Annotated in this window: 16 protein-coding genes and 1 pseudogene; 12 read left to right on the top strand and 5 right to left on the bottom strand. The window is 43.2% G+C overall.

What is annotated here, in order from left to right:
* The first annotated feature begins 184 nt into the window (after nucleotides 1–184).
* Nucleotides 185–5,575 carry a cell wall-binding repeat-containing protein gene (locus tag DESACI_RS23300; protein WP_014829322.1) on the top strand — a complete coding sequence of 1,797 codons (5,391 nt, stop codon included), beginning with the start codon at nucleotides 185–187 and terminating at the stop codon, nucleotides 5,573–5,575.
* A gap of 291 nt (nucleotides 5,576–5,866) precedes the next feature.
* On the opposite strand, the gene DESACI_RS21450 is transcribed toward DESACI_RS23300, so the two are convergent.
* The 3 genes from DESACI_RS21450 to DESACI_RS21440 all read right to left on the bottom strand — a co-directional run bounded on the left by DESACI_RS21450 (nucleotide 5,867) and on the right by DESACI_RS21440 (nucleotide 8,480).
* A complete protein-coding gene (locus DESACI_RS21450; RefSeq protein WP_014829321.1) occupies nucleotides 5,867–6,583 on the bottom strand; it encodes an SIMPL domain-containing protein in 717 nt (238 codons plus the stop codon).
* Nucleotides 6,584–6,706: 123 nt separating this feature from the next.
* The gene (locus DESACI_RS24710) at nucleotides 6,707–8,005 is read right to left on the bottom strand and encodes a hypothetical protein (protein ID WP_014829320.1); all 1,299 of its coding nucleotides are present in this window, start codon (nucleotides 8,003–8,005) and stop codon (nucleotides 6,707–6,709) included.
* Complete coding sequence (locus tag DESACI_RS21440) at nucleotides 7,998–8,480, bottom strand: RNA polymerase sigma factor (RefSeq protein WP_014829319.1); 483 nt, start codon at nucleotides 8,478–8,480, stop codon at nucleotides 7,998–8,000. The genes DESACI_RS24710 and DESACI_RS21440 overlap by 8 nt, the downstream gene beginning before the upstream one ends.
* A gap of 220 nt (nucleotides 8,481–8,700) precedes the next feature.
* Here DESACI_RS21440 and DESACI_RS21435 point away from each other — a divergent pair, with 220 nt between their 5' ends.
* From DESACI_RS21435 to DESACI_RS21425, 3 genes are all read left to right on the top strand, one after another.
* Complete coding sequence (locus DESACI_RS21435; RefSeq protein WP_014829318.1) at nucleotides 8,701–10,005, top strand: HD-GYP domain-containing protein; 1,305 nt, start codon at nucleotides 8,701–8,703, stop codon at nucleotides 10,003–10,005.
* 178 nt (nucleotides 10,006–10,183) lie between these two features.
* Nucleotides 10,184–11,515 (top strand): sensor histidine kinase, encoded by a 1,332-nt coding sequence (locus DESACI_RS21430; protein ID WP_014829317.1) that lies wholly within the window; start codon nucleotides 10,184–10,186, stop codon nucleotides 11,513–11,515.
* On the top strand, nucleotides 11,512–12,138 hold the full coding sequence (locus tag DESACI_RS21425) for a response regulator (protein ID WP_014829316.1): 627 nt from the start codon (nucleotides 11,512–11,514) through the stop codon (nucleotides 12,136–12,138). Before DESACI_RS21430 ends, DESACI_RS21425 begins: the two co-directional genes overlap by 4 nt.
* 182 nt (nucleotides 12,139–12,320) lie before the next feature.
* Here the strand turns inward: DESACI_RS21425 and DESACI_RS23915 are convergent.
* Together DESACI_RS23915 and DESACI_RS24365 are read right to left on the bottom strand one after the other, a co-directional pair.
* A pseudogene (locus DESACI_RS23915) lies at nucleotides 12,321–13,924 on the bottom strand (IS1182 family transposase).
* Between the two features lie 254 nt (nucleotides 13,925–14,178).
* Nucleotides 14,179–14,391, bottom strand: coding sequence for a hypothetical protein (locus DESACI_RS24365; protein ID WP_148271356.1), 213 nt, complete (start codon nucleotides 14,389–14,391; stop codon nucleotides 14,179–14,181).
* Between the two features lie 278 nt (nucleotides 14,392–14,669).
* On the opposite strand from DESACI_RS24365, the gene DESACI_RS21410 reads away from it, so the two are divergent.
* From DESACI_RS21410 to DESACI_RS21375, 8 genes are all read left to right on the top strand, one after another.
* Entirely contained in the window at nucleotides 14,670–16,244 is a 1,575-nt protein-coding gene (locus tag DESACI_RS21410) for an ABC transporter substrate-binding protein (RefSeq protein ID WP_014829315.1), read from the top strand.
* 100 nt (nucleotides 16,245–16,344) lie between these two features.
* Complete coding sequence (locus tag DESACI_RS21405) at nucleotides 16,345–17,361, top strand: ABC transporter permease (RefSeq protein WP_014829314.1); 1,017 nt, start codon at nucleotides 16,345–16,347, stop codon at nucleotides 17,359–17,361.
* 5 nt (nucleotides 17,362–17,366) lie between these two features.
* On the top strand, nucleotides 17,367–18,296 hold the full coding sequence (locus tag DESACI_RS21400) for an ABC transporter permease (protein WP_014829313.1): 930 nt from the start codon (nucleotides 17,367–17,369) through the stop codon (nucleotides 18,294–18,296).
* A 14-nt stretch (nucleotides 18,297–18,310) separates the two neighbouring features.
* Complete coding sequence (locus DESACI_RS21395; protein ID WP_014829312.1) at nucleotides 18,311–19,288, top strand: ABC transporter ATP-binding protein; 978 nt, start codon at nucleotides 18,311–18,313, stop codon at nucleotides 19,286–19,288.
* Between the two features lie 2 nt (nucleotides 19,289–19,290).
* Nucleotides 19,291–20,259, top strand: a complete 969-nt coding sequence (locus DESACI_RS21390; RefSeq protein ID WP_014829311.1) for an ABC transporter ATP-binding protein — start codon at nucleotides 19,291–19,293, stop codon at nucleotides 20,257–20,259.
* Nucleotides 20,260–20,767: 508 nt separating this feature from the next.
* On the top strand, nucleotides 20,768–21,283 hold the full coding sequence (locus DESACI_RS21385; protein WP_158310207.1) for a PadR family transcriptional regulator: 516 nt from the start codon (nucleotides 20,768–20,770) through the stop codon (nucleotides 21,281–21,283).
* Between the two features lie 81 nt (nucleotides 21,284–21,364).
* Nucleotides 21,365–24,523 (top strand): efflux RND transporter permease subunit, encoded by a 3,159-nt coding sequence (locus DESACI_RS21380; RefSeq protein WP_014829309.1) that lies wholly within the window; start codon nucleotides 21,365–21,367, stop codon nucleotides 24,521–24,523.
* Nucleotides 24,524–24,528: 5 nt separating this feature from the next.
* The gene (locus DESACI_RS21375; RefSeq protein ID WP_014829308.1) at nucleotides 24,529–25,845 is read left to right on the top strand and encodes an efflux RND transporter periplasmic adaptor subunit; all 1,317 of its coding nucleotides are present in this window, start codon (nucleotides 24,529–24,531) and stop codon (nucleotides 25,843–25,845) included.
* Nucleotides 25,846–25,920 lie beyond the last annotated feature (75 nt).

The raw sequence follows: 25,920 nt of genomic DNA, 5'->3' as shown, positions 1-25,920 counted from the left end.
CATCACTGTAACTAGGCAATCAAATTTTCCTTATTCCCTGCCCTAAAAGTTTCTGGCAGATTGCTCTAATGTTACCTTGGGATACTGTTAGAATCCTGTTAGAGGACCTTGGTAAAATTTAATATCAATCACCTAGGCTTATAAATGTGCGAATCATATTAGTAACATGAATGGAGGAAAAAGTATGACTTTTAACAGGGCAAAGGGGGCGGTGCGTCTATGGGTGCAGGCCTCTGGTCTAATTATCTTGACGCTTCTTTTTAGTATTCTTGGGAGCAGGATAGCAATGGCGAATACTGTTAACTTACCCGCATCAACCCAAGATATATTTAGCGGTGCTAGTTATGACGGCTTCACATTTTCAGTCAACGCGCCGGGCGGCGGACCCATGTGTTTGAATGGTTCATTGTTCAGCATTGCTCCGGCGCTAGGGTTTAATATAGACACAAGCGGGTCATACGTACCTGGTAATGTAGACTTCAGAATCAGGAAAACGGATAGTACGAAGTTTCAGATTAGTTCAATGCAGGCTGAAGATTTTTTCATTATGGGTTCTAATTATACCATTACCGGATATGCCGATGGTACTCAGCGTTATTCCGATACCATTAACTTTGAAACTCCAAAGTCGGGCACATCTGCTGGGTCCATTACCTATGATTGCAGTGGCGGAATCTCAGGAACTCTAACCTTTAACAATTGGACGGGTATTGATGAGATCAGAATTACGGGTCCGGATATTTCTTTGGGAATCGGCAATATCAACTACATTCCGGGACAAACAGCGGCTCCGACCATATCAACACCTATTACAGCGGGGTCAAAAGCTGTGTCCGGTACGGCTGTTGCGAATGCAGCCATAACTCTGAGCAAAAATGGATCTCTACTGGGGACAGCAACCGCCGATGCCGGCGGGAACTGGTCATATAGTTCAGCAGCCTCCTTTAGCGCAGGCAATACGATTTCCGTTACTGCTCAAGGAGTAGGTGACGATGTCAGCGCTCCTGCCACCGCAACCGTCGTGGCGACGGTGCCCGGAGCGCCTACAGGAGTGTCAGCCACAGCAGGAAACAGTTGGGCAACTGTAAACTTTACAGCCCCGGTTTCAGACGGAGGCAGCCCAATAGCTTCCTACACGGTAACTTCCAATCCCGGGGGCCTAACCGCAACCGGCTCAGCAAGTCCAATAACAATTTCCGGGTTGGTCAACGGAACTTCTTATAGTTTTACAGTGACTGCGGCAAATGGAGTGGGTACCAGTGGTGCTTCTGCTTCCTCTAACAGTGTCACACCCAGCCATACTAATGCTGCGCCGGTCGTCACTGTCTCCGGCGGAACAACTTCCTTCACAGAAGGTTCATCAGCTGTAGCAGTTGATCCGGGGCTGACGGTAAACGATAGTGATAATACGACATTGGCTAGTGCCACAGTGTCTCTGGGGGCGGGTTTCCAGGTCGGAGAAGATATTCTAAGCTTTATAAATACTGATCCGGCAACCTTTGGAGATATTTCGGCCTTCTCCAATGCATCCACAGGCGTGCTAACCTTGACTTCAGCGGGAGCTAAGGCAACACTCAACCAATGGCAGGCTGCCCTGCGTTCCGTAACGTATAATAATAGTTCCGAAAGTCCGGATATTTCAATGAGAACTGTTAGCTTTGTGGTGAATGATGGGACTGATAATAGTATTGTTGTAACAAAAGATTTATCCGTAATGGCAGTTAATGATTCTCCCAGTGTCACTGCACCGGGGAGCATAACCGTGTACGAAAATCAAGCCACTCCTTTGACAGGTATAAGCTTTAGTGATACGGATGCCGGGAGCGGCAGCGTGACAGTTGATTTTACAGCGACAAGCAGCACGTTCTCTGCTATTTCAGGCGGGGGAGTCATTGCAAGCGGAACTGGCACCTCTTCCTTAGAATTAACTGGTACTATTTCAAATATCAATGCATACATCACGGCCAATAATGTTAGTGTTACGATGAATATTAACTCAGGGCCTGGGTCATTGACTATTACCATAAATGACAATGGAAACACAGGTTCAGGCGGGGCCTTAAGTGGTTCATCATCAATTATGCTTGTACCAAAACCAAGAATATCATCCCTAAGCCCAATGAGTGGATCGGCTGCCGGAGGGACTTCAGTATCAATTACCGGCAGCGGTTTCAGCGGAGCTACCGACGTGAAATTCGGCAGTACCTCCGTTACGGGCTATACTGTCATCAATGATTCCTTAATCACAGTAACCTCTCCGGCGGGAAGCGGTCTTGTCGATGTCACCGTGACCGGACCCGGCGGAACAAGTGCTCCAAGTCCCAATGACCAATTTACCTACCTTGTACCCAACCAGGACCAAGGCGCTCCCACAGGGTTAACCGGAATCACCCCCACTACGGCAGCAAACAATGACGGCAAAATCACCGGAGTCAGTGACAGCATGGAATACCGTCTTCAGGGAGCGGCCACTTTCACCCCAGTTACGGCTTTGGCTACAGAAATCACCGACTTGGCAGCAGGGACCTATCAAGTAAGATATGCGGCAAGAACAGGGTTTAATGCGGGTACTGCCGCTGATGTAGTTGTTCCGGCGTATATTCCCCCAATTACTCCCCCCATATCTTCCTCTTCATCATTTCTCTCCCTGGGAGATTCCATTGCCTGTGGCATGAGTGCTGCAACCGGAAGTGATTATTCCCATCTATTCTATAACCATCTGCTGGCAGACTCCGCCTTCAGTCAACTTACCCTAAATAATCTGGCCGTATCAGGAGATAAGAGCAGCGATTTGCTGCAGAGGTTACAAACGCCCCAATATATCACGGCTGTTGGCAATGCTAAGGTAATTACCATAAGCATAGGCGGAGATAATTTGCTTTCCCCGGTCATTGCTTCAGTTTGTACAGCCTTTGGTGTTAACCCCGCCAGTCCCAATTTAACAGCGGATTTGGCAGCGGCAATGGCTGTGAACCCTAACAAAAATGCCATCCTGACCAGTTTGGCTAATTCCCCAGCCTTACGCCAAGCTTTACAATCTGGGGTCGGCCAATTCGGCACTGATTTTCCGCAGATTATAGCAGCCATAAAAACTCTATCCCCGCAGGCTCAAATCTACGTCCTCAATCTCTACAATCCTTTTGGCGAACAGGATCCGTTGTATCCGGTTTTTGATCCCTTGATCAGGGGGATCAATCAAGTGCTCAGCAATAATGCAGGGTTAGGCTATCGAGTCGCCGACGTTTATACGAAATTCAGAAATACCTCAGGAGCCGTCGCCTTTAACCTGGGAGCAATACAGCTTGATCCGCATCCCACAACTGCAGGTCATGGTGCAATCTATCAGGCCCTTCTTAATGCTGAATCAGGACAGCTCCCATTAAGCTATTACACTGTCAATATCGCCCCTTTGACAGGCGGAAGCATAACAGCCATCTCATCGTCAGCAACTTCTGGTTCTGCCATCAGCCTCGCCATAACTCCAGATAATGGGATGCAGTTGAAACCAGGCACTTTGGTTTATAATGACGGAATTACAAATCACTCCATCAACGGCACCAGCTTCACGATGCCGGCAGCAAATGTTGTGGTAAAGGCAGAGTTTGAGGCAACCGCAACAACATCAGGGGCAATCTATTATTCTGTAGACATTGGAAGTTTGACAGGTGGCAATATCACAGCCAGCCCAACATTGGCGACATCCGGCTCAGCCATCAGCCTCACCATAACTCCGGATAATGGGATGCAGTTAAAACCGGGGACACTAGTCTATAATAATGGAATTACAAACTATGTTATCAGCGGGACCGGCTTCACGATGCCGGCGGCAAATGTTGTAATAACGGCAGAGTTTGAGATCATCTCACCTGCACAGGGGGTATCTTCTGATAACCGAGGCGGTTCCTATTCCTCCTCATCACCAGTTTCTACTTCGACTTCCACTTCCACAACAATCAGCGGCAAGGTCATAGACAGCACTTCCGGTGATACTTTGGCTAATGCAGCGGTTACTGTTATGACCGATAGTAATGGCAAAACAACAATTTCTATGAAGGCAGCTCAAACCGTCATGTATAAACAATCGAATGGAACCACAGACTCTCTATCGGACTTGTCTAAAATTGCTGTTACCGGTAATAATGGAATGACTGCGGCCATATCTGCCGATGGAACAATCCAAGTGTCGGATTTGGCGAAAGGGACGGATAATAACTTTGCTATAACGTATGATTTAGGTAATGGTCAGAAGATAACGATTGGAACTCTGGATATCAACGTCGATAGTAACGGTAACGTTACTGTGACAACAACTTTAATTGACCCCTACGGCATTATCACTGATGCGGCTACAGGAAAGGCTTTGGAAAGCGTTCATGTTACCCTGTATTATGCCGATACTGAGAGGAATAAGGCTTCAGGAAAAACCCCGGATGCCGTTGTCGCACTGCCGGGTATCTCCGGATTTGGGCCTAATGATAATAAAAATCCTCAGGACAGTGATAAAAGCGGTGCCTATGGTTTCATGGTCTTCCCCAATTCAGATTATTACATCGTCGCAACTAAAGATGGCTATGAAAGCTACAAAAGCATGACCATTGCAGTGGAACAAGAAATCGTCAAGTGGGATTTTAAAATGAGCAGGCCCCTGACCGGCGTTACAAGACTGTCAGGAAACAGTTGTGTTGATACGGCTTTGGCCATCGCGAAAGCCAGTTATACAGGAAAGGTGAACAGTGTCATCTTGACCACAGCCGAAAACTACCCGGATGCATTAGCCGGAAGCGTACTGGCCTATAAGCTGAATGCACCGATTCTTTTGGTTGGAAGTACAGATGCTGATCAAGAAAAAGTTTTGGACTATATGAAGAATGATCTGGATTCTTCGGGAACCGTCTATATCTTAGGTGGTACGGCTGCTGTCAGCAGTGCAGTGGAGAGTAAAGTAACAGCCTGCGGCTTTACGAAGATAACCCGTTTAGGCGGAACAGACCGTTATGAAACCTCAGCCAAAATTGCCGATCAATTGGCTGTTAAAACTGGGACACCAATCGTCCTGGCCTATGGCGAAAACTATCCCGACGCTCTCTCCATCAGCAGCATTGCGGCCCAGATGCAAGCACCTATCCTGTTAGTTTCAAACGACGGAATCAGTGACAGCATCAGGCAGGAAATACAATCTATCAAGCCCTCGAAAGTCTATATTATCGGCGGAGAAGGGGTTATTAGTTCAACGGTTGAGAGTCAGATTCAACAACTCAGCGGTTTGTCCCAGGCGAATATCGTGAGAATATGGGGAGCAGACCGTTATGCAACGTCCCTGGCAGCAGCCAAATACTTTAATTTAGCCAGCCCTACGATTTGTATAGCCACCGGCGGGAATTTTCCGGATGCCCTGGCCGGAAGCAGTTATGCGGCTAATCACAATGCTTCCATTTTGTTGGTTGATGACAGTATGTCTGATCAGCTGGAGAATTATCTTTTGAATAAAAAACTTACCAGTGCAGCCATTTTCGGTGGAGAAGCTGTAATCAGCAAGATGATTGAGCAGAAGATTAATGGGTTAATTGAAAAATAGGAATAGGAATAACGACTAAAGGCATCTATTCTCAGAGTAACGCAGGAACAGGATATGGGATTAGGATTAGCTGTGTGTTATGGTATTTTATCTCGGCATAATGGGAAAATCGACATTAATACAAGTCCTGAAGCAACTTTTTATCTATAATAAACAAGGCCGCCCTAATTAAGCAGGGCGGCCTTTGTTTGTAAAAAATAAGCATTCCTCAGAATAAGTACAGATACGTTGTTTTGGAAACAATGTCCTGTCTATTATATGTTCCAGGCTAAATTTGCGAAGATGAACTGCTTATTGCTGGACCGAATAGGACATTGTCGCTGTGGCTGATATTGTTATTTTGTCCGGACTTTGCGGTTGGGGAGTGGCAGATCCTGACAGTGCAAGGGAATTTCGTGGGTAAGGCTGAATGGATGAATCGGAATTGAAATCTATCCTCAGGTTGGCTAATTTGTCAAGTTTAACGCCTATAGCATCTGCGCTGTAAAGAATATTTTGCTTCGCGGCGGCAATAGCTGAAGAAATAACCTGCTCTTTGTATTTTTCCGGATCCTGGATGGAATAGTTAACGGAATTGACATTGACCTCGCTGATATCAGCTAGTTTATCAAGGATTTCACCGACCTTATCCAGCTCCTTAAAGGACACGTCCAGACCGCTGTTCGAGGCGTAGACTGTTACTTCATTTTTGTTGCCGTCATTCGTTTTTGTGTAGGAATAAGTAGAGTAATTCGTAGTTTTAATGGCATCTTTCTCCAGACCTTCACTAACAAGCAAGTTTATTGCCTTGTTTACGGCAGCAGCATTTTTCTCCTGTGCTAAAGCACTGCTGCTGTCTTCGCACCTTACTGTTAAACTGAGCAGCGCAAGATCAGGATCAACCTTCACGGAACTTGTTGCAGAAGACTCGATGGTGCCAGCTTGTTGAAGTTCGGCAGCCGATACAGTTTGGGCGAATAAAAGGGTTAGAGCGGAGATAATCATCAGGATTTTTAAACATTTTTTCAAGGCGGGCCCCTCCTTTTATAATAAGTTGAGAATAATTACGGAACGGATAACGACAGGATAAAAAGATGAATTTTTTACGTAACAAATCACCCCTTTCGAAAAACTGTATTGATAACAACATTATTAGCTCAACTCATTCCAAAAGCTATTAAAAGCAAGGCTGTCTACTTTAAAGAAGATATTAACGCCATTCAGATAGACATAACCTTCCTTAAACAGCCTTAGTTCTACTTCAGTACCATCCTGCAATTTGACATCGATAATCTGCTCATCCGTTGAATTTTGATTATCAAATAGGTTCGCAAGACTATCTTGAGCCTGAGGGAGCGAGTTTTCTAATGCTGCCAGAAAAGTGTTAAATCCGGCAAGCGTTGTCAGCGGCTTATAGTTGTTTCTACCGCTGTTCCAACTGTCGAAATCTTCATAGTTAACGGAGTCAATGTTGTTCTCAAGTTTGAATTTGCTAAAGACGTCGGTTCCTGTTTTTACTGTAATGCCATTTAGACATTCAAAAAGCTGGGCATAGATTTGACCATTGATTTGTCCATAGGTCATGATTCTGAAACTCTTGTCATAGCCTTTGACAGTATAAACGTCCTGGACCCCGACCGTTGATGACAGATCAACAGCATTATCTTTTTGTTGATTCCATTCCGTGATATTTCCCGTAGTCGTGCCAAGTTTTTCTCCTACCAGTTTTTCAGCACTGTTCAAATCGAGAGGTAAAGAATTTTGAAGATATATCCTTCCTTGATAGACAATAAGGCCCATCATTTTAGCTGTATTTATCGTCCCAGTGGGTAATTGAACTTTGGGAACAACAATTTCCTGGTTTTGATTGTTCACGTTTGGGTCTTGACCAAATTGGGCGTTCGAGCCGATATTGTTATCGTGTCGGAGCAATGTTTTGGGGACCAAATCGGGTTCATTTGCAGGCACCTGTTGTTGAGAAGTGTTAGTTTCGTTATTTTGTTTGATAGCTTCTGAATTCCCGTCATGGTTTTCGTTAGAGCTGTTAACAGAAGGCTGGGTCGCCGTATTATCTGCCTGAACGTTCTGACTTTTGGATTCTTGTTTTGGTGTTTCTTTGTTCTCCGGCGGTGCGGCGGTCACATTTCCGGAATTGCTTTTTTGAGTGTTCTGTACCGGGTTGTCATTGCCTTTGTCAGCGGGTAAGAGGGCAACTGAACTGCTGTTTAAGGTATTCGGGTTTGTTGCTGTTAATTTTGCCTTGGTCGCAAGCTGGTAATTGACTATAGCTCCTGCTCCAATAGCCATGACAAGTCCTGCAGCTATTACTGCCCTAGGTTTAAAGGGCATGCTTTTAGATTGCCTTCTGTTCAATTTGGCTGCTAATTTATACTCCAGTTCATTATCCGGTTCAAGCTTTTCGATAACGCGTTTAATATCAAACCTATTCATTTTCATTTCCTTCCAGTTCCATTTTGAGGAGTTGACGCCCCCGCTGTAAACGCATTTTTATGGCAGACTCTTTGACATTGAGAATTTCTGAAATTTGCTTGATAGGATAATCTTCAAAATAATATAAGTAGATGACTGATTTATATTTAGCAGGCAAGTTGATGATATCTTTTAAAATATTGGAGTCGGAAGGATCATTGGAATAATTGTCTAATTCCTCCATCGTTACAACTCGTTTGCGCCAAACACTGCGCAGGATGTCTCGGCAAAGATTAACAGTAATTCTTATAAGCCATGCTTTCTCATGGTCGTCATTATGGAAATTTGGTGATTTGTACAGAAGCTTGTAAAAGGCTTCCTGCATTGTTTCTTCGGCATCCTCTTTGTTTCCGAGATGAACCATGGCAATTTTGAAAACCATATCGCCATATAAATTGTATTTAACAGAAAAATTACTGCCTGACCTTTGGGGCATTTAAGAATCTCCTTTCATCTATAACACGATTGATTATAGAAAAAAGTCACATCGGTCATTATTTTTTTAATAAAAATATTAAGATACTCAAATTTCTGAAATAAATCCTTATAAACATAGGGCGATGACATATCTTATTGTTTCATGCTATTATTGCTTTAACAATAGGGGGAAAATCCAAGGGTACTACGAGTCGAGGGAAAAGATGAGGTTTAATAACATGAGCACCTTACCCGTGAAATTTCGGTGGCTTTTAATACTCCTGACAGCAGCGGCAGCGGTAACCTTCACTTTCTCAGTAGTTCATACGGAGTGGACATCTGCGGCAGTTACTCATTTACTAATCTTTGGAATGCTTGCGGTTCTATGTGAATCCTTCCCCGTTGCCTTGCCTAGAGGAGGTTATGTCACCGTAAGTTTTGCTGTTTTCTATACAGCTTTAATTTTATATCCTGGGGGAGTCGCGGTTGCAGTTTCAGCAATAGGAGGTCTCTTTCTGTTTGGAAAGGCCGCCAAATACCAGCCTTTGTTTAAACGTGTGTATAACAGTTCTCAGTATTTGTTATCTCAGGCAGTTGCTCAGTATGTTCTCTGGCATGCGGGAATTGGCGGCGGTTTTCATTATAAATTTCGGTCTTTCATCCTATATGTAGTGGTAGCCCTTATTTATATAATTGTCAATATTTCGCTGGTGACAATTGGGCTGGGCTTGTTGCAAGAGAGGTCGCCATGGTCGATCTGGCTCAGTAATATGCGTTGGATATTTCCAAACATTATTATTCTCGCGCCGGTTGGCTATATTATGGCTTTAATTTATTATCATTATGGGCCATTGGGACTTCTGCTGGTTTTAGTACCGCTTTTATTATCCCACCGATTTTTTCAGCTTTACATAACCATGCGTAAAAATCACCTCGAAACTGTCGGAGCTCTTGTCCAGGCTCTTGAAGCAAAGGACATTTATACCGGCGGGCATTCGGAAAGAGTTGGGAAACTTGCCGTCAGCATAGCCGAAGCGATTAAAATGACTGAGGACAAGATTGAATTTCTTAAGTATGCTGCATTACTCCATGATGTTGGTAAGATCGGGATAAGTGATGTTATCCTTAATAAGGAAGGGGAACTTCTGGAGTCGGAGTGGGATGTAATCCGCAGCCATCCCGTTATTGGGCAAACAATCATCGAAAATATTAAATTCATGTTTGATATCGGAAAAGTGATACGTCATCATCACGAACGTTATGACGGAAAAGGATACCCTGATGGTATTAGAGGAGAAGCAGTACCTTTAGAAGCGCGGATAATTGCTGTTGCAGATACTTACGATGCAATGACTTCGGATCGGAGTTATCGACCGGGCAAGTCACATGACGAGGCAATTGAGGAACTTAAGAGAGTTTCGGGATCTCAACTGGATCCAAAAATGGTTGAAATTTTTTGCGAGTTAATAGAACATAAAAATAATGATCTAACTGGTAAAAAACAAATTGAAACAACCTTAGCTGCCAAAAAGGCTGTTGGTTAGTTCTTGGATCCGAGCATTTCTATAGGAATATAAATGAGGAATATAAATGAAAAACGAATGAAATTAGCAAATGATATAAGCCTTGGAGAACATTAAAGTTCTTTCACAAGGCTTTTTTCAATGATGCGTCTTTCGATTTTCATGTTATACTTAAAATCAGAGAAAGGATGGTTAAGCCGTGAGGAGAGTTGTAAAGTCAACAAAACTATGGATTGGCGTTGTGCTGTTTTTTCTGGGAATTATCATCCCTTTCTGGTTGAAGCCACAGCTTATCGGACTGGACCAATTACTTCAAACGATGAATCAAAAAGCAGACGGAAGTGCGTTAATGGTTGATGCCTTTCTAATTGTGTCGATTAATAGTTTAGTTTCCATACCCCAATTTCTCAGCGTGGTCATGCTGGGAGATGGAATGGCAGAAGCTCTTAAACGTCCGGTACTAAAAACCGTGATTCCTCTGACGGTCGTTCCCTTGGCCTATGTCCTTGTCAACTTAGTGACTCCATTAAACTACAGTTTTGGGGCAACGGACATTTTCCTTTGGCTGACGATCGTGGTAATGCAGACTCTAAGCAGGCAAAAATTAAACATCGGGATGAAACTCATGGTTTTCTCGCAATTGATTTTTGGTGTTGCCTGGCTGAATCAAGTTCCTTTCCTTACTCCTTACGGCTTCGGGCAAGGTTCTTTATCAATAAAACTAAAACAAGCGGCTGTTCAAATCGGTTTCGGGGAGGTTCTGACCCTCTATGCCAATGTTTTGTTTTTCATTTTCGTTGCCAGTGCTGTGACATTATGGGTTTATTTAATTTTATATATGGAGAAATGGGCCATTTCTCAGGATTTGCTGCGTGCCCAGCTTGAAGCCAATGAATCTCGTTCAGGAAGGGAAGTGCTTCATCTTGTTCACGACCTAAAGACTCCCCTGGCAGCAATTGAGGGACTGGTTTCGTTAATGGAAACCCGCTGGCCGGACCAAAAGATGCAGGAATACTGCCAGACGATTTACCGGTCAATAAATTCTATGAGTGCCATGGTCTCAGAAATTTTATATGAAGATCGAAAGAATTGGTGCAGGCTTAAAGAACTGATTGACTATATTCGAGCCAGTCGTTTTAGCGGGACAAATTCATCCGTGGATATTGAATTAGAGGGAGAACCCCAATCAAATCTTTACATTAATAAAATAAGGTTGACCCGGGCAATTATAAATTTAATCGACAACGCTTTGGACGCCGTTCAAGATCGTGAGGATGGAAAAGTAGTGCTGCGCGCTATAACCACAAAAAATACGGTAAATTTGGAGATTGAGGATAATGGCTATGGCATTACGGAAAACGATGTGAAAAGGATCTGGAAAACAGGATACAGTACTAAAAACCATCCGGGTTTTGGCTTAGCTTTTGTAAGACAGGTTGCGGAAGGACATGATGGATTTGTTAATATAAAAAGTGTGGTTGGTCAGGGAACTAAGGTTTGGATAACCCTGCCTCTGGGAGAAAGCCAATGAAAATAATAATTATGGATGATGAGCAGTCCCTGCGTTATACCCTAAGCGAAATATTTATGTTTGCCGGCTGGGATCCCATCGCTTATCCGAACGGAAGAGAGGGGATTGAGGGGTTTCTCAGCCATGGAGCAGATATCATTTTAGTGGATTATCATATGCCTGAGATTGATGGCTTAGAAACCGTCCGCCTGCTTAGGGAACATGATCAGCAAATTCCCATTCTTGTGCTTACAGTGGACGAACGACAGGAAATTGCCGACCGTTTTCTGGATGCCGGCGCTACCGATTTTGCCCTGAAACCGGTTAAAGCACCGGATTTAATCGCGCGCGTTCAATTACACATGCGTTTGTTAAGTATGACGAAGGCTGTTCAAGCAACACCGAAGGCTCAAGACGAAGTATTTGTAACCAAAGGAATCAGCAAATCCACCCTTTCCTATATAGAACGCTATCTCGCAGATTGTCCCGAACCTTTAACGGTGGAGGAGATTTCCAAAGAGTTATCCCTGGCAATTCCTACCGTTTATCGCTATCTCACCTATCTTGTCAATAACGACAAAGTCCAGTCAATACCCAGTTATCAAAAAATTGGACGACCAAAAAATCGATATTGTTGGATTTAATTTAAATCCAGAGCCGGGAGGTGTCGCAAAACTACTTTTCTAAAGTAGCAAGCGATGCTCCCTTTTTCTTTTTCCCTTGAAAGATATTTATTGGTTTGATTGAAATGCTTAATCTCTACTTTCTTCTTAAATTTGAGTATAACAAAATAAGCCTTCAGGATTAGGCCGTTTTTCTCTCCTTTTTATGCGGTTTTTAGTGGATGAAGGGGTTTCCCAATTCGTTCATTTTGTATTTTAGAGTGAAGTTTATTCACGTTATACCCAAAACACAGCAGCATAAATTCAGTTTTCACACTGTTTTTGCCTCGTGTTAGAAAGCGGTTGAAGTTATAGTCATTTTTGAGGACCCCAAAGGCTCCTTCAACCTGTATGGACCGATTTACTCTTAGCAGTATTCCTTCTTTGGTTGTGATGTTTCTATACGAGATCTGGCGTTTGGCCACAAACGTTTTGGATACTTGCATTCGTCGATTGCCTTTAGCTTTTGTACAGCGACTTTTACACGGACAGTCACTGCAGTCTTCACATTCATAGACTGTTATTTCGGACTGGTAACCGGTTGCTGATGTTCGATGAGTGATTCCAACGGGTTTGAGTTGTTTTCCATTATGACACGTGTATTCATCGATTTCCGCATTGTAAGCCATGTTTTCTCGCTTACTAATATCTTTTTTGAAGCTCTTCTTTTTCCATTGTTCATAGGTCTGTGGCTTTATGTAGCAGGTCTGATGTTTTCCTTCGAGATAAAGATAGTTCTCTTCGCTCTCATAACCAGAGTCTGCGGTAACATTCTCATAATGCGCCTGTAGTTTTGATTCAAGCATTTTAAAAAAGGAATTAATGTGGCTATGTCGTTACGATCCTGGAAGATCCCAACCCCTGTTACATATTCGCTTTCCACGCCAATCTGGACATTGTAAGCCGGCTTTAACTGAGCATTGCGCATATGATCATCTTTCATATGCATGAACGTTGCATCAGGATCGGTCTTAGAGTAGCTATTTCTTCCTTCGAAGAATTGGTGATGTGCATTGTACTTTTCTTGCCGGGTATAGAATTCCTTCAGGCTTTCTATAAATTTCTGCAGCTTTGATTTCCGTTTTCCAATACCGTGAACAAATTCAATCTGCTCTTGCTGACATTTTTCTTCTAGGTAAGAGATAGCAGTCTTAAGATCCTTAAGTAACGTCTCTTTGGTTACGTTGAAGTCCTTTAAATAGGTCAAATTGATCTCCTCAAGACAAGACTGAATTTTCAAGAACATCTTTGCCTCATTTTTGTTAACGACTTTTTTCCAGACAAAGGTATAACGGTTAGCACTGGCTTCAATTTTTGTTCCATCGACAAAGAGGTTCTTAAACTCTACTTCACCAAGCTCATGTAAATGCTTTACCATTTGGAAAAAGAGGTCTTCTATGGCTTCCTTCAGATAGTCTTTTCGGAATCGAGCAATGGTGCTGTGGTCAGGTGCTTTGCATCCTGCCAATAACCACATGAAGTTAATGTCTCTTTTACAGGCGACTTCAATTTTTCGGCTGGAGTAAATGTTATTCATATAGGCATAGGTCAATACTTTAAACAGGATTTTGGGTTCGACTACCGGTTTTCTTCCAGTGGAAGAGTAGGCCTTATACAACGCTTCGTAATTTAATCCCTCCAAAATGTGGCTTAGTAGTCGAACGGAGTCATCCTCTGGTATTAACACGTTAAAATTAAATGGCAAAGCTAATTGATAGTGTCCACCTAATTCGTTATAATTCTTAGTGTGTAATTTGGTTTTTAGCATAACTTAAATTATACGCTAACTGCGAGTTCTTTGGGACCCGCAGTTTTCTATTTTTAGTAAGAAAAAGGGCCGTTGCTTGCGAACTATTTTAGTTCGTTTTGCAACGGCCCCTTTTTTCATACTATCAGAAAGTATAACCTTCGGTTAAATACTGCAAGAAGAGTTTATACGTGCGAAGACAGTGTCTTCGTCCTCTAGCATAAGTGCAACTTAGCTGCCGCTTTCGCCAGAGGCTTAGCGCCAGCTAAGTTTTCTTATGCCTTCAGCAAGCGTAACCTTTGTTCTATACTGTCAGAAGAGTTAATACGTGCCAAGACGGTGTCTTCGTCTTCTAGATTAAGTGCAACAGGGCATAGCTTCTGGGCAAGACGATAAGCGGACAAGCTTATAGCCTCACTGAAACGCATACTTCCGCAGGATGGATTGGTCAAGTATCTCTTAAGCCGTACAAGTGCGATACTCTCCACTGGAGACTATCGGGATGGCGGGAAGAGACCAGCCCTATCTACTGAAAATTTTAATTTTTCTGTCCTCATACATTTTTCCCCGGTATGAGTACAATATTTTATATAATAGTATTCCTTTATAAATTGTATACAATAACCAAACACTTTTTATCTTTTTTATTTCTTTAGATGAGTAAACACATTTGCTATAATTAGGGAAAATAATTTGGAAGTGTTATATAAAAATAAAACAAATAATTAATATTTCCAAATTGAAATTTAAAACGGGAGGAAGAAACGTGAGAAAAGTAAAGAGAATTATGGCCCTTGCTCTATCTGCAACGCTTGTTCTGGTATCCTTAGCAGGCTGCGGCAGCAGCACTACCAACAGTGCTTCAGACAGCAAGAGTGCGCCAAAGGCCAGTGACACTTTAGTCTATGCTCAAGGAGCGGAGCCTAGAGGACTGGATCCGGCCCTTGTTGATGACGGCGAATCTGCTAAAGTAATGAGTAATATTTATGAAGGACTTTTAAAGTACGATAAAGATTCTACGAAGGTAGAACCTTCTCTGGCTACAAGCTGGGATGTGAGTCCCGATGGACTTAGCTATACATTCCATCTTCGTAAAGGTGTTAAATTCCAAGATGGTACTGATTTTAATGCCGATGCCGTGAAGTTTAACATTGATCGTCAATTGCCGCCGAAGGTAACTCAGGATATGTCTTATGCTTCCTTCGTTTTCGGCTCTGTTAAAGATGTTCAAGTGGTTGATCAAAATACTGTTAAAATTAATTTGACGGCTCCCAGCACCCCATTCTTAAAGAATTTAGCGATGATTATGGCAGCACCCATGGTCAGCCCTAAAGCCCTTCAAGACAATAAGAACAATGTCGACCAAGCTCCTGTAGGAACAGGTCCCTACAAATTTGTTAAGTGGGATAAGGATCAAGACATTGTTTTAGTTGCCAACGATCAATATTGGGGAACTAAACCTCTTATTAAGAATGTCGTCTTCAAATTTATTAAAGACAACTCTGCTCGCGTTGTTGCCTTAAACAATGGTGAAGCTGACGTTATCGATGGTATTGATGCAACTGTTGTTAAACAGATTACTGATGCCGGAAACAAGATTTTCCAAGCTCCGGGCATGAATATCAACTATATGGCTTATAATACTTCACGCAAACCTTTCAATGACAAAAATCTCCGTACAGCTATTTCTCAGGCCATTAATGTTCCTGAACTGGTGAAGAGCCTCTATCAAGGATATTCCGAACCTGCAACATCGATCTTGCCAACCTTTATGGAAGGGTATGACAAGAGTGTTTCCCAAGTTGCCTATGATCCTCAAGCTGCAGCGAAAGCTTTGAAAGCTGCCGGCTTAACCACAGTACACATGATTACCTATACCAATCCCAGACCTTATAATACGGCTACCGGACAGGGCTTGGCCGAAGCTATTCAAGGCTATCTCTCTAAAGTCGGAGTTACGGTCAAACTCGATTCCTATGACTGGACTACTTATAAGCAAAAAGTTAAAGCAGGGGATTATGACATTGCTTTCTATGGTTGGGTTGGGGATAACGGAGACCCGGATAACTTCATGAATCTTTTATCAGATCCCGATCCGACGATGAATATTGCCCTTTATAACAATCCACAATTTAACGCCTTAATTAAAAAAGGTGTATCGACCCCAGCAGGTGACGCACGCAATGCGATTTACACTCAATTGGAAAAAATCGCTGCCGCTGATGCAGTATGGCTTCCGATCTCCCACGCACAAACTCTGTGTGCATACAGACCTAATGTCCAAAACTTCTATTTCCATATGACAGGTATAACTCCGTTTGCAGGCGTATCGAAGAAATAACTTTGGTGTAGTTCTTTATAATTTAGACTGCCGAGAACCGGTTTCAAGCCGGTTCCCGGTTTGTTTATTTTATGTTTTATTTGGGGAAAGGTTGTTGCTTATGCTCAGATATATCATAAAAAGAATATTGATGTTAATTCCCGTGCTTTTAGGGGTTTCGATTATTGTCTTCCTCATCATGCGTGTTTTTTCACCCGATCCTGCTCCCATTGTCTTAGGCCAGCATGCTACACTGCAGGCGGAAGAAGCATGGAGGCAAGTCAATGGCCTTAATGACCCAGTCTACTTGCAATACTATCATTATATCAAGGGTGCACTGACCGGTGACCTGGGTACTTCCTACTACACCAAACTACCTGTTGTCAAAGAAATTATGTCACGGTTTCCTGCCACCATCGAATTGGCAATTGTTGCAATTATTCTGGCTTCTTTTTTTGGTATTGTAATTGGTGTCATTTCTGCCGTCAAAAAGAACTCGATTTTCGATAATGCCGGAATGTTCCTGGCACTGATCGGGGTTTCCATGCCTATCTTTTGGCTCGGAATTTTGTTAATTATCTTGTTTTCCGGCACCTTACACTGGCTTCCCTCCAATGGCCGCATTAATCCGCTGCTGGAGCCGTCGCACGTTACGGGCTTTTATCTCCTTGACAGCTTGATAACAGGCAATATGGATTCTTTCTTTAATGCCTTGAAACATATTATTTTGCCTGCCAGTGCTTTAGCTATGTATTCCATGGCCATTATCACCAGAATGACGCGTTCCAGTATGTTGGATACTTTGCAGCAGGATTTTATCCGAACCGCAAGAGCCAAAGGGGTTCCGGAAGGCAAGGTGATCCGCAAGCATGCCTTACGCAACGGCTTAATTCCCATTGTCACAGTCATTGGCCTGCAGTTAGGAAGTCTTCTCGGCGGGGCTGTATTGACAGAAACGGTTTTCTCCTGGCCGGGAATTGGCGCTTATACTGTGGAATGTATTCTGAAATCTGATTTTCCAGTGGTTCAGGGTGTGGTTTTACTGGTAGCTACGATCTATGTATTAATGAATCTCATTGTCGATGTGGTTTATGCCTTCCTTGATCCGCGTATTAAATATTCTAAAAAAGAGGTGTAGCTTGTATGGAAACAAAGTATCGATCGAATCCCGATGAAAATCCACAGGCTGCAGAATACGTGGAAAAACCGGAATCGCAGCTAAAAGCAATGTGGGAAACGCTCCGACAGAACAAAGCCGCAGTTGTTGGTCTGATTATTATTGGGATTTTGGCACTTATTGCCCTCACGGTTTGGGTGAGTGAACTCATGGGTAAACAGATATTACCTTATGACCCTAATTATTCCGATATGACAAAAAGTTTTATTAAACCTAACGCCCAGCACTGGTTTGGTACGGATCAACTAGGCAGGGATATGTTCAGCAGAATACTTGACGGGACGAAAATTTCCTTATTTGTGGGTATTTCGGCCGTCGCCATTTCGCTGACCATTGGGGTTGTCTTTGGTTCTATTGCAGGTTATCGCGGCGGCAAGACAGATACGGTGATCATGAGGTTTATGGATATGCTGCTGTCAATTCCGCAGATCCTGCTGGCCATCGCCTTTATGGCCGCTTTGGGCAAAGGAATCGATAAAGCGATTATTGCCATCGGGCTGGTATCGATTCCGGAGTATGCCCGCATTGTGCGCGGCAGTATTCTTTCAGTTAAAGAAAATGATTATGTTCATGCTGCCAAAATTATGGGTAACAAAACGAGCCGCATTATCTACAAACATATTCTGCCCAATGTTATTTCCGTGATCGTTGTCAGGGCAACTTTGGGTATTTCAACTGCAGTGTTGGATACGGCAGCCCTTGGCTTTCTGGGTCTTGGAGTACAGCCGCCGTTTGCTGAGTGGGGCGATATGCTTGGCCGGGCCAGAGGCTTTATTTTCTCCTCGCCTTATACACTTATTTTTCCCGGTCTTGCCATCACGATTACGGTGCTGGCCTTTAACCTGTTGGGTGACGGGCTGCGGGATGCCCTTGATCCTAAATCCAGAATAAAATAAGGGTGGTGAACAGGATGTTGCTGGAAGTGAAAAATTTGACCACGGAATTTAAGCTGAAGCGCGGCATAGTTAAGGCTGTCGATGATATCAGCTTTACGATAGATAAGGGAGAAATTCTGGCCATTGTCGGCGAGTCCGGCTCGGGCAAAAGCGTCACGTCCCTTTCCATTATGGGGCTCTTGCAAAATCCGGGCAGGATAAGCGGCGGACAGATTTTGTATAAATCCCAGGACTTAAGCAAGTTGAGCAAAAAAGAACTGCAAAAGCTGCGGGGCAACCAAATTTCTATGATATTTCAGGAACCCATGACATCCCTCAATCCGGTCTGGCGCATTAAAGACCAGATCATGGAAAGCATCATGCTGCATATGAAGCTTTCCAAAAAGGAAGCCTTGGCCCGAACCATTGAGATGCTGGAAACAGTCGGAATACCGTCGGCAGCTCAGCGGGCCAACGATTATCCTCATCAGATGAGCGGCGGCATGCGCCAAAGAGTGATGACGGCGATGGCCCTGGCCTGCGATCCGGAACTATTGATTGCCGATGAACCTACGACAGCTCTTGATGTGACCATTCAGGCCCAAATTCTGGAACTTATCTATCAAATGAGGGAAAAGTTCCATATGGCGGTTATGCTGATTACCCATGATTTAGGGGTGGTTTCCGAAGCGGCTGACCGGGTTATTGTCATGTACTGCGGCAAGATCATGGAAGAAGCGGATGTGAAGACTCTTTTCAATCATCCCATGCATCCCTATACGATAGGTTTAATGCAGTCCATTCCGCAAATTGATGATGACAGTGATAAGCGTCTTTATATGATCAAAGGCATGGTTCCCAATCCTCTCGATATGCCCAAAGGCTGTCCCTTTTCAGATCGCTGCGATCAAAGTATGGAGCGCTGCACTCAAGAAATGCCGCAATTACAGGACCTTGGCGGGCATAAGGTGCGCTGTTTCCTATATGACGCTAAGGAAGGGGGATCGAAGTAAAAATGAGCGAAGTGTTGATGGATATTCAAAACCTTGCCAAACATTTTGTAATCGATACCAATTTCCTTGGCAAGCCCGTTTCTGTATTAAAGGCCGTTGATGGCGTGTCCTTTAGTATAAACCAAGGTGAGGCTTTCGGACTGGTCGGCGAATCGGGCTGCGGCAAAACGACTCTTGGCAAAATCCTTGTAAATCTATACCGGCCAACGAACGGTAAACTCATATTTGAGGGTAAAGATCTGACTGGTCTCAATGAAGAGCAGAGACGCTCTTATTGCAAGGATATCCAAATGATTTTTCAGGACCCCTACGCTTCCTTGAATCCGAAAATGACCATTGGCGACATTATTGCGGAACCCATTATTATTAATGGCTTGCTGCCAAGAAATCAGGTGGAAGAGCGGGTAATCTACCTTTTAAACTGTGTGGGGCTGGCCCGACACCAGCGTAACCGCTATCCTCATGAATTCTCAGGAGGCCAGCGCCAGCGTGTGGGCATTGCCCGCGCTCTGGCGGTAGAGCCTAAGCTTATTGTATGTGACGAACCGGTGTCTGCTTTAGATGTGTCCATTCAAGCTCAAGTCTTAAATTTGTTAAGTGACTTGAAAGAAGAGTTTGGCCTGACTTATCTCTTCATTGCCCATGGCTTGAATGTCGTAAAACACATTAGCGACCGTGTAGGCGTCATGTATTTGGGCAAATTAGTAGAGATCGCGCCGAAGAAAGAACTTTATTCCAATCCCCTGCATCCCTATACCCAAGCCCTGCTTTCCGCTATCCCTGTTATTAACCCTGAGAAGAAGATGGAACGTATCATTCTGGAGGGTGACGTCCCCAGTCCCATAAACCCTCCTGCAGGCTGCCGGTTTTCATCCCGCTGCTTTAAAGCGCAAGAAAAGTGCAAACTCAGTGAACCGATATTTAAGGAAGTTTCTCCCGGACACTTAGTCGCCTGCCATTTGTTTGAATAATTTTATTCTTGTTCTAATAAATTTAGCAGAACCGGACATACTAACTCAAGTTTCTCACGTATCAGCTTTTACAAATTCAGTGATTAAATTAGGTAGGACATTCAAGGTATCTCAAGGACGACTATTATTCAAAAGTCTTGTCCCATTTTGAGGTAATCTCATTTGGGGCATTGCGCAGGGGACCTCCGGACGCGGAGGTCCTCATTAATTTCTTTGGCAAAATTGGGTAAGAAATAGTTTCCATGACGGCTTAACATTTTCTAAATATCTTTTACACTAAATCCTAACAGTCTTGGTTTATCCTATAAAAGGACTCACTATAAGTTGGGACACTAGACGGACTCTGACGATCCTCAAAATAGCTGTGTTGAGTGACGACCATAATTTGGCTTAATTTGGAGGTGATTTTTCAGTGTTTTTTTCTTGACTGGTACTGCTCATCATACTACTATTACAAGTAATAGTATGATAGAAATTGGGTGAGAGTATGTTATCAAATAATGAACTTATGTTGTTAAAATTCGTAAAGGCTAAACCGTCTTATGCTTATGAAATAGAAAAGATGATTGAGGTCCGAGAAATTAGAACATGGGTAAAGATTGGAGGTACAACAATCTATCAAGCCTTGGATAGGTTATGCAATAAAGGACTTCTTAAATTTGAAATTGAGAAAGAAGGCAACATGCCTCAAAGGAAACGCTACTACATAACGGATCAGGGTAATAAAGCGTTTGATAAAGCCACGGAAAAAATACTGAAAAACAATGAGTATTATTATTTTGATTTAACCGTCGGATTATTTTGTCGTCATTTAATGGACCCGGAAGTATTTAAGCAAAGCATTCAGGAACGATTAAAGAACCTCAATAATTTTGTAAATCATTTTAATGAAAAGTTTGAAAAGACAAAAGAACTCTATCCAACGAAGAGGCTTATGGTCAAAGAATATCTTTTATCCCATTACCAATTAGAGCAGCAGTTTCTTGAGAAAATCTTAAGGGAGATGGATGAAAAGGACGAATAACATTGAAGGGTACTCTTTAAACTTTAATTAAAAGTTTCTTTAACAACATAATATACTATCAGATGTTTGGAGGTTAATTTGGTGGGTGTTACTGAACTGTCGATAAAACGGCCTGCGACGATCATAATCATTGTCATTTTACTCCTTGGCCTGGGTATCATTGGCTACAACAGCATGGGAGTAGACATGCTGCCTTCGATGAATATTCCTGTCATTACAGTATCAGTCAGCTATACTGGGGCAGGTTCTGATGAGATTAATAAAGAAATTGTCATGCCTATTGAGAATGCCGTTTCCGGGATAAGCGGAATTGATACCCTCTCTTCGACGGCTCGGCAAGGCTCAGGCACAACGGTTATAACCTTTACCCAGAATACGAATATTAACTCAGCCCTTATGGACGTGGAAAAAGCTGTGGACAGAGCTCAGAGACAATTGCCGACAGCTGCAGATAAACCGATCATCCAAAAGATTGACCCCAATGCCTCTGCTGTCCTGATGCTTACTGTATCCGGGGCAACCTCTTATGATGAAATTTATAATGTGGCTTATAACGTCCAGCAGGGTCTTCAGAATCTCCCCAATATTGGCCAAGTATCTCTTCTGGGAGCAAACGCTAAGCAGCTGCAAGTAAAACTGGATAAATCCGCTGTTGAATATTATGGGATTAACCTTAAAACATTAATGGCCTTAATTGGCTCCGAAAACGTGAATACCCCGGCAGGGGACATTGTTCAGGGGCAAAGTGACTTAACGGTGGACATGGTCGGGGAATTCCAAAATATTGATGATGTCAAAAATATCATGGTTCCGACCAGTAACTCCGGCAGTGTTCGTTTGGGCGATATCGCTCAGGTTAATTTTGACTATCCGACGAATGATACCTCCATTAAATTAAACGGCAAAAATGCCATAGCCATAAGCGTTCAAAAACAAAGTGATGCCAATGTGGTGGAAACGGTTGACGGAGTTAAAAATGAACTGGTCAATATTAGAAAAACTCTTCCCAAAGGAGTTGATCTGGGCATTGCCTACGACACCACAACCTCTATCAAGGCTTCAGTCAACAATATTAAGGAAAATATTATCGAAGGTATTATCACCACGGCCTTAGTATTATTCCTCTTTCTGCGCAACTGGCGTTCATCACTTATTGTCTTGATTGCCATTCCAACGTCCCTGATCTCAACTTTTTTTGCCATGTACGTCTGCCATTTTACGCTCAATATGATGTCCCTTTTAGCCTTATCCCTTTGCATTGGAATTTTGGTGGATGACTCCATCGTAGTCCTGGAAAATATTATCCGGCATCGGGAAATGGGTAAAAGTCCGGCACAAGCTGCTCTGGATGGGCGGCAAGAAATTGGGATGGCGGCAGTAGCCATAACTCTCTGCGATGTTGTTGTTTTCACACCGGTAGCCTTTGTATCAGGAACCTCGGGAGCACTGTTTAGGGAATTTGGTCTTACTGTGGCTTTTGCAGCCTTATTTTCTCTCTTTATTTCCTTTACCGTAACCCCTATGCTTTCGTCAAGAATTTTACGTGACGAAATTAATCCCTTTGATTCTGAGGGAAATAGTAAGTTAAAAAAATACCTTCTCAAGGTCTTGGAGCGCTCAAGATTATTCCAAAAGGCCAAAGAGTTACATCCCTTCGAAAAAGCGACAGAGCTTTATAAAACGTCTCTGTTGTGGTCCTTGAAGCACCGGCTGAAAATTATCGCTGTCTTTGTCATCGGAGTTGTTGCTAGTATTGCTTTACTGCCCTTAGGAGCTATCAAGACAGAATTTATTCCCCAGACCGACAACAATCAGCTGTCCGTCAATCTTTTGCTTAATCCTGGGTCCAGCCTAGAGCAAACTGAAAGCAAAGCAATCATTGTGGAAAAATACTTACACACTTTGCCGGAAGTTACCAGCGTTTTTTCCAGAATAGGCGGCAGTGATAAATCTACGGCTAATTTCGTGGTGGGGCTTGTGGATAAAAGTCAGCGCCAGAAGACCCAAGCCCAAGTGGGTGATGAAATTCGCGGTTGGAGTAAAAGACTAACGGGTGCCAGCGTCTTTGTCTCTCAAGCATCCATGGGTGCAGGGGGATTTGGCTTCGGCGGCGGCGGCCGAGGCGGCGGCGGAGGTATCCAGATAAATCTGGAAGGCAGCGATAACACGGTTTTAAAAACTATCTCTTATAAAATTGAAAACTTAGTAAAATCAATACCGGGTGTCGTTGATGTTAACAACTCTGTAAGACAAAATGAAAATGAAATTAGGGTCAATGTTAACCGGCTGGCCTGTAATCAGTACGGCGTATCTCCTTCCGACGTTGCATCAATTCTGAGAACAAGTATCGCAGGATCAACAGTAGGAGAATACACGGACAGTGACGGTACCTCCCACGATATCGTTGTAAGTTTTGAAGATAACCAGATAAAAACTCCTGCAGACATCGGTTCGATTAAGATTATGAATGCCGCGGGACAGCAAATTGCGTTGAATCAGGTTGCCTCTATTGTCATGGCAGATAGTCAAAAAACGATCTCCAGGCAGGATAGGTTGGAAGTTATTAATATCACGGCCAATTTACAGCAGAATGTGGCTTTAGGAACGGCTAATGCGGAAATTCAGAGCAAACTGAGCACAATTTCCTTGCCTTATGGCTACAGTATTAAATTTGGCGGAAATCAAAAAAGCATGTCTGACTCTTTCGGAAGCCTTGGCGAAGCTATGGCAGGATCCATCGTACTTGTTTATATGATTCTTGTCATACTCTATGAATCATTCCTAACCCCTTTAATCAGAATGCTTTCCTTGCCTTGTGCAATCATCGGAGCCTTTATCATGCTGGCTATTACAAGAAACACATTGAACTTGACAACCATGATAGGACTGATTATGCTCGATGGTTTAGCGTCTAAAAATGGGACGTTGCTTATTGACTATACCAATACCCTGATGAAGAGAGGCAAATCCTTAAGAGAAGCCTTGATTGAATCGGGAACAACTCGACTGAGACCGATCATTATGACATCACTGACGATGATCGTAGGAATGCTGCCCGCTGTATTTACGTTCGGTCAGGGCAGCGAGATGAAAGTTGGGATGGCTCTTGTCATTATCGGGGGCATGATCGCCTCAACGATATTCACTCCTATTATCTTGCCTGTAGTATATACCGTCCTGGATGATATGAAGCACCGTCCTCGCAAGAGACGAGAGATTTTAAAACATACGGAGGCTTAAGAGTGATGAGATTTGTTAAAAAGCGTATGGCAATTTCAGTTGTGAGTATTGGTATGTCATTCATTTTAACCGCTTGTGGGACGGCGGCGCCCAAACAACAGAGTGCCGTCAACGTTCATGCTGTACAGGCTGCTACAGGTTCAATAATAACAAATGTTGAATATTCCAGCGTCTTAAAACCATTTCAGACGATCGCCATTTCCCCTAAAATTGCCGGAAAGGTTGCAACGGTGCAAGCCAATGTAGGTGATGAGGTGCAGCAGGGTCAGGTATTGTTTACACTCGACTCAAGTGACTTACAGGCTCAGCTTCAGCAGCAGCAGGCAAATCTGGAAGGAAGCCAAGTAAATTATGATAAAGCACAGGGATCAGGTTATCAGCAGCAATTGCTTCAAGCAGAACAAACTCAGCAAAATGCTCAAATAACGTATAATAACGCTCAAGATACTTATAGTAAAGACCAAACGCTGTATAACGCCGGAGCACTGTCGCAGCAAAGCCTGAACAACGATAAGAAAAGTCTTGATGAAGCAACTGTCGCTCTGAATTCGGCCAACGCCAACCTCAATCTGCTCAAAGAACAATCAGGTCCTCAGTCCGTTCAAGCTGCGGCAGCCCAAGTAAAGCAAGCACAGTCGGCCGTAAACTATGCACAAGTTCAGGTTCAAAACACAACGATTACTTCACCGATTACCGGGACCGTTTCAACTCGTAATGTTGAGGTGGGAGAGATTGCCTCCAGTGCGACTCAAGCCTTTACAGTCATTGATACTAAAACCGTGGTTGCTGAGATTAATGTCCCGGATACGACGGTCACCCATCTCCAAAAGGGTCAAACAGTACCGGTTAAAATCAGTGCTCTGAATAACAAAACCGTCAATGGGACGATCAATATTATCAGTCCTGCTGCCGACAAAACAAATTCCTACGTTGTTGATGTCAATATAGATAATACTAATAATGAATTAAAAGCAGGAATGTATACCACTGTGGTTCTTCCGGCACAAGAAAAGGATAATATCCTGACGGTACCCAACGAGGCAATTTCCATAGAGGATGGAGTTTCATATATTTATGCCGTTGTAAATAACACAGTTGACAAGATTCCGGTACAAGTTGGGATCTCCAATGATACAATGTCCGAAATAGTCAGTGGTTTAAAACCAGGCGAAAATGTAATCACTGAGGGTCAAATTTTCTTAAATAACGGAGAGAAAGTAAAAATCTCCAAAGATAACACGTCGAATACAGCTAAAACAACGAACGCAACGAACTCGACGGATGCTTCTAACACGAACAAAACTAACCCAACTAAAAAGTGATTTTGCAAATCGTAAGACTCCCGTTTTCAGAAGTGGGATTGTGTCCCCCGTACGCCGTTTCGTGAGGGCAGAATC

Origin of the sequence: Desulfosporosinus acidiphilus SJ4 (assembly GCF_000255115.2) — a bacterium.
Classification (GTDB): Bacteria; Bacillota; Desulfitobacteriia; order Desulfitobacteriales; family Desulfitobacteriaceae; genus Desulfosporosinus; species Desulfosporosinus acidiphilus.
Note: the sequence above shows the minus strand (reverse complement) of the source record. Positions and strands in the feature narration are given on the sequence as shown.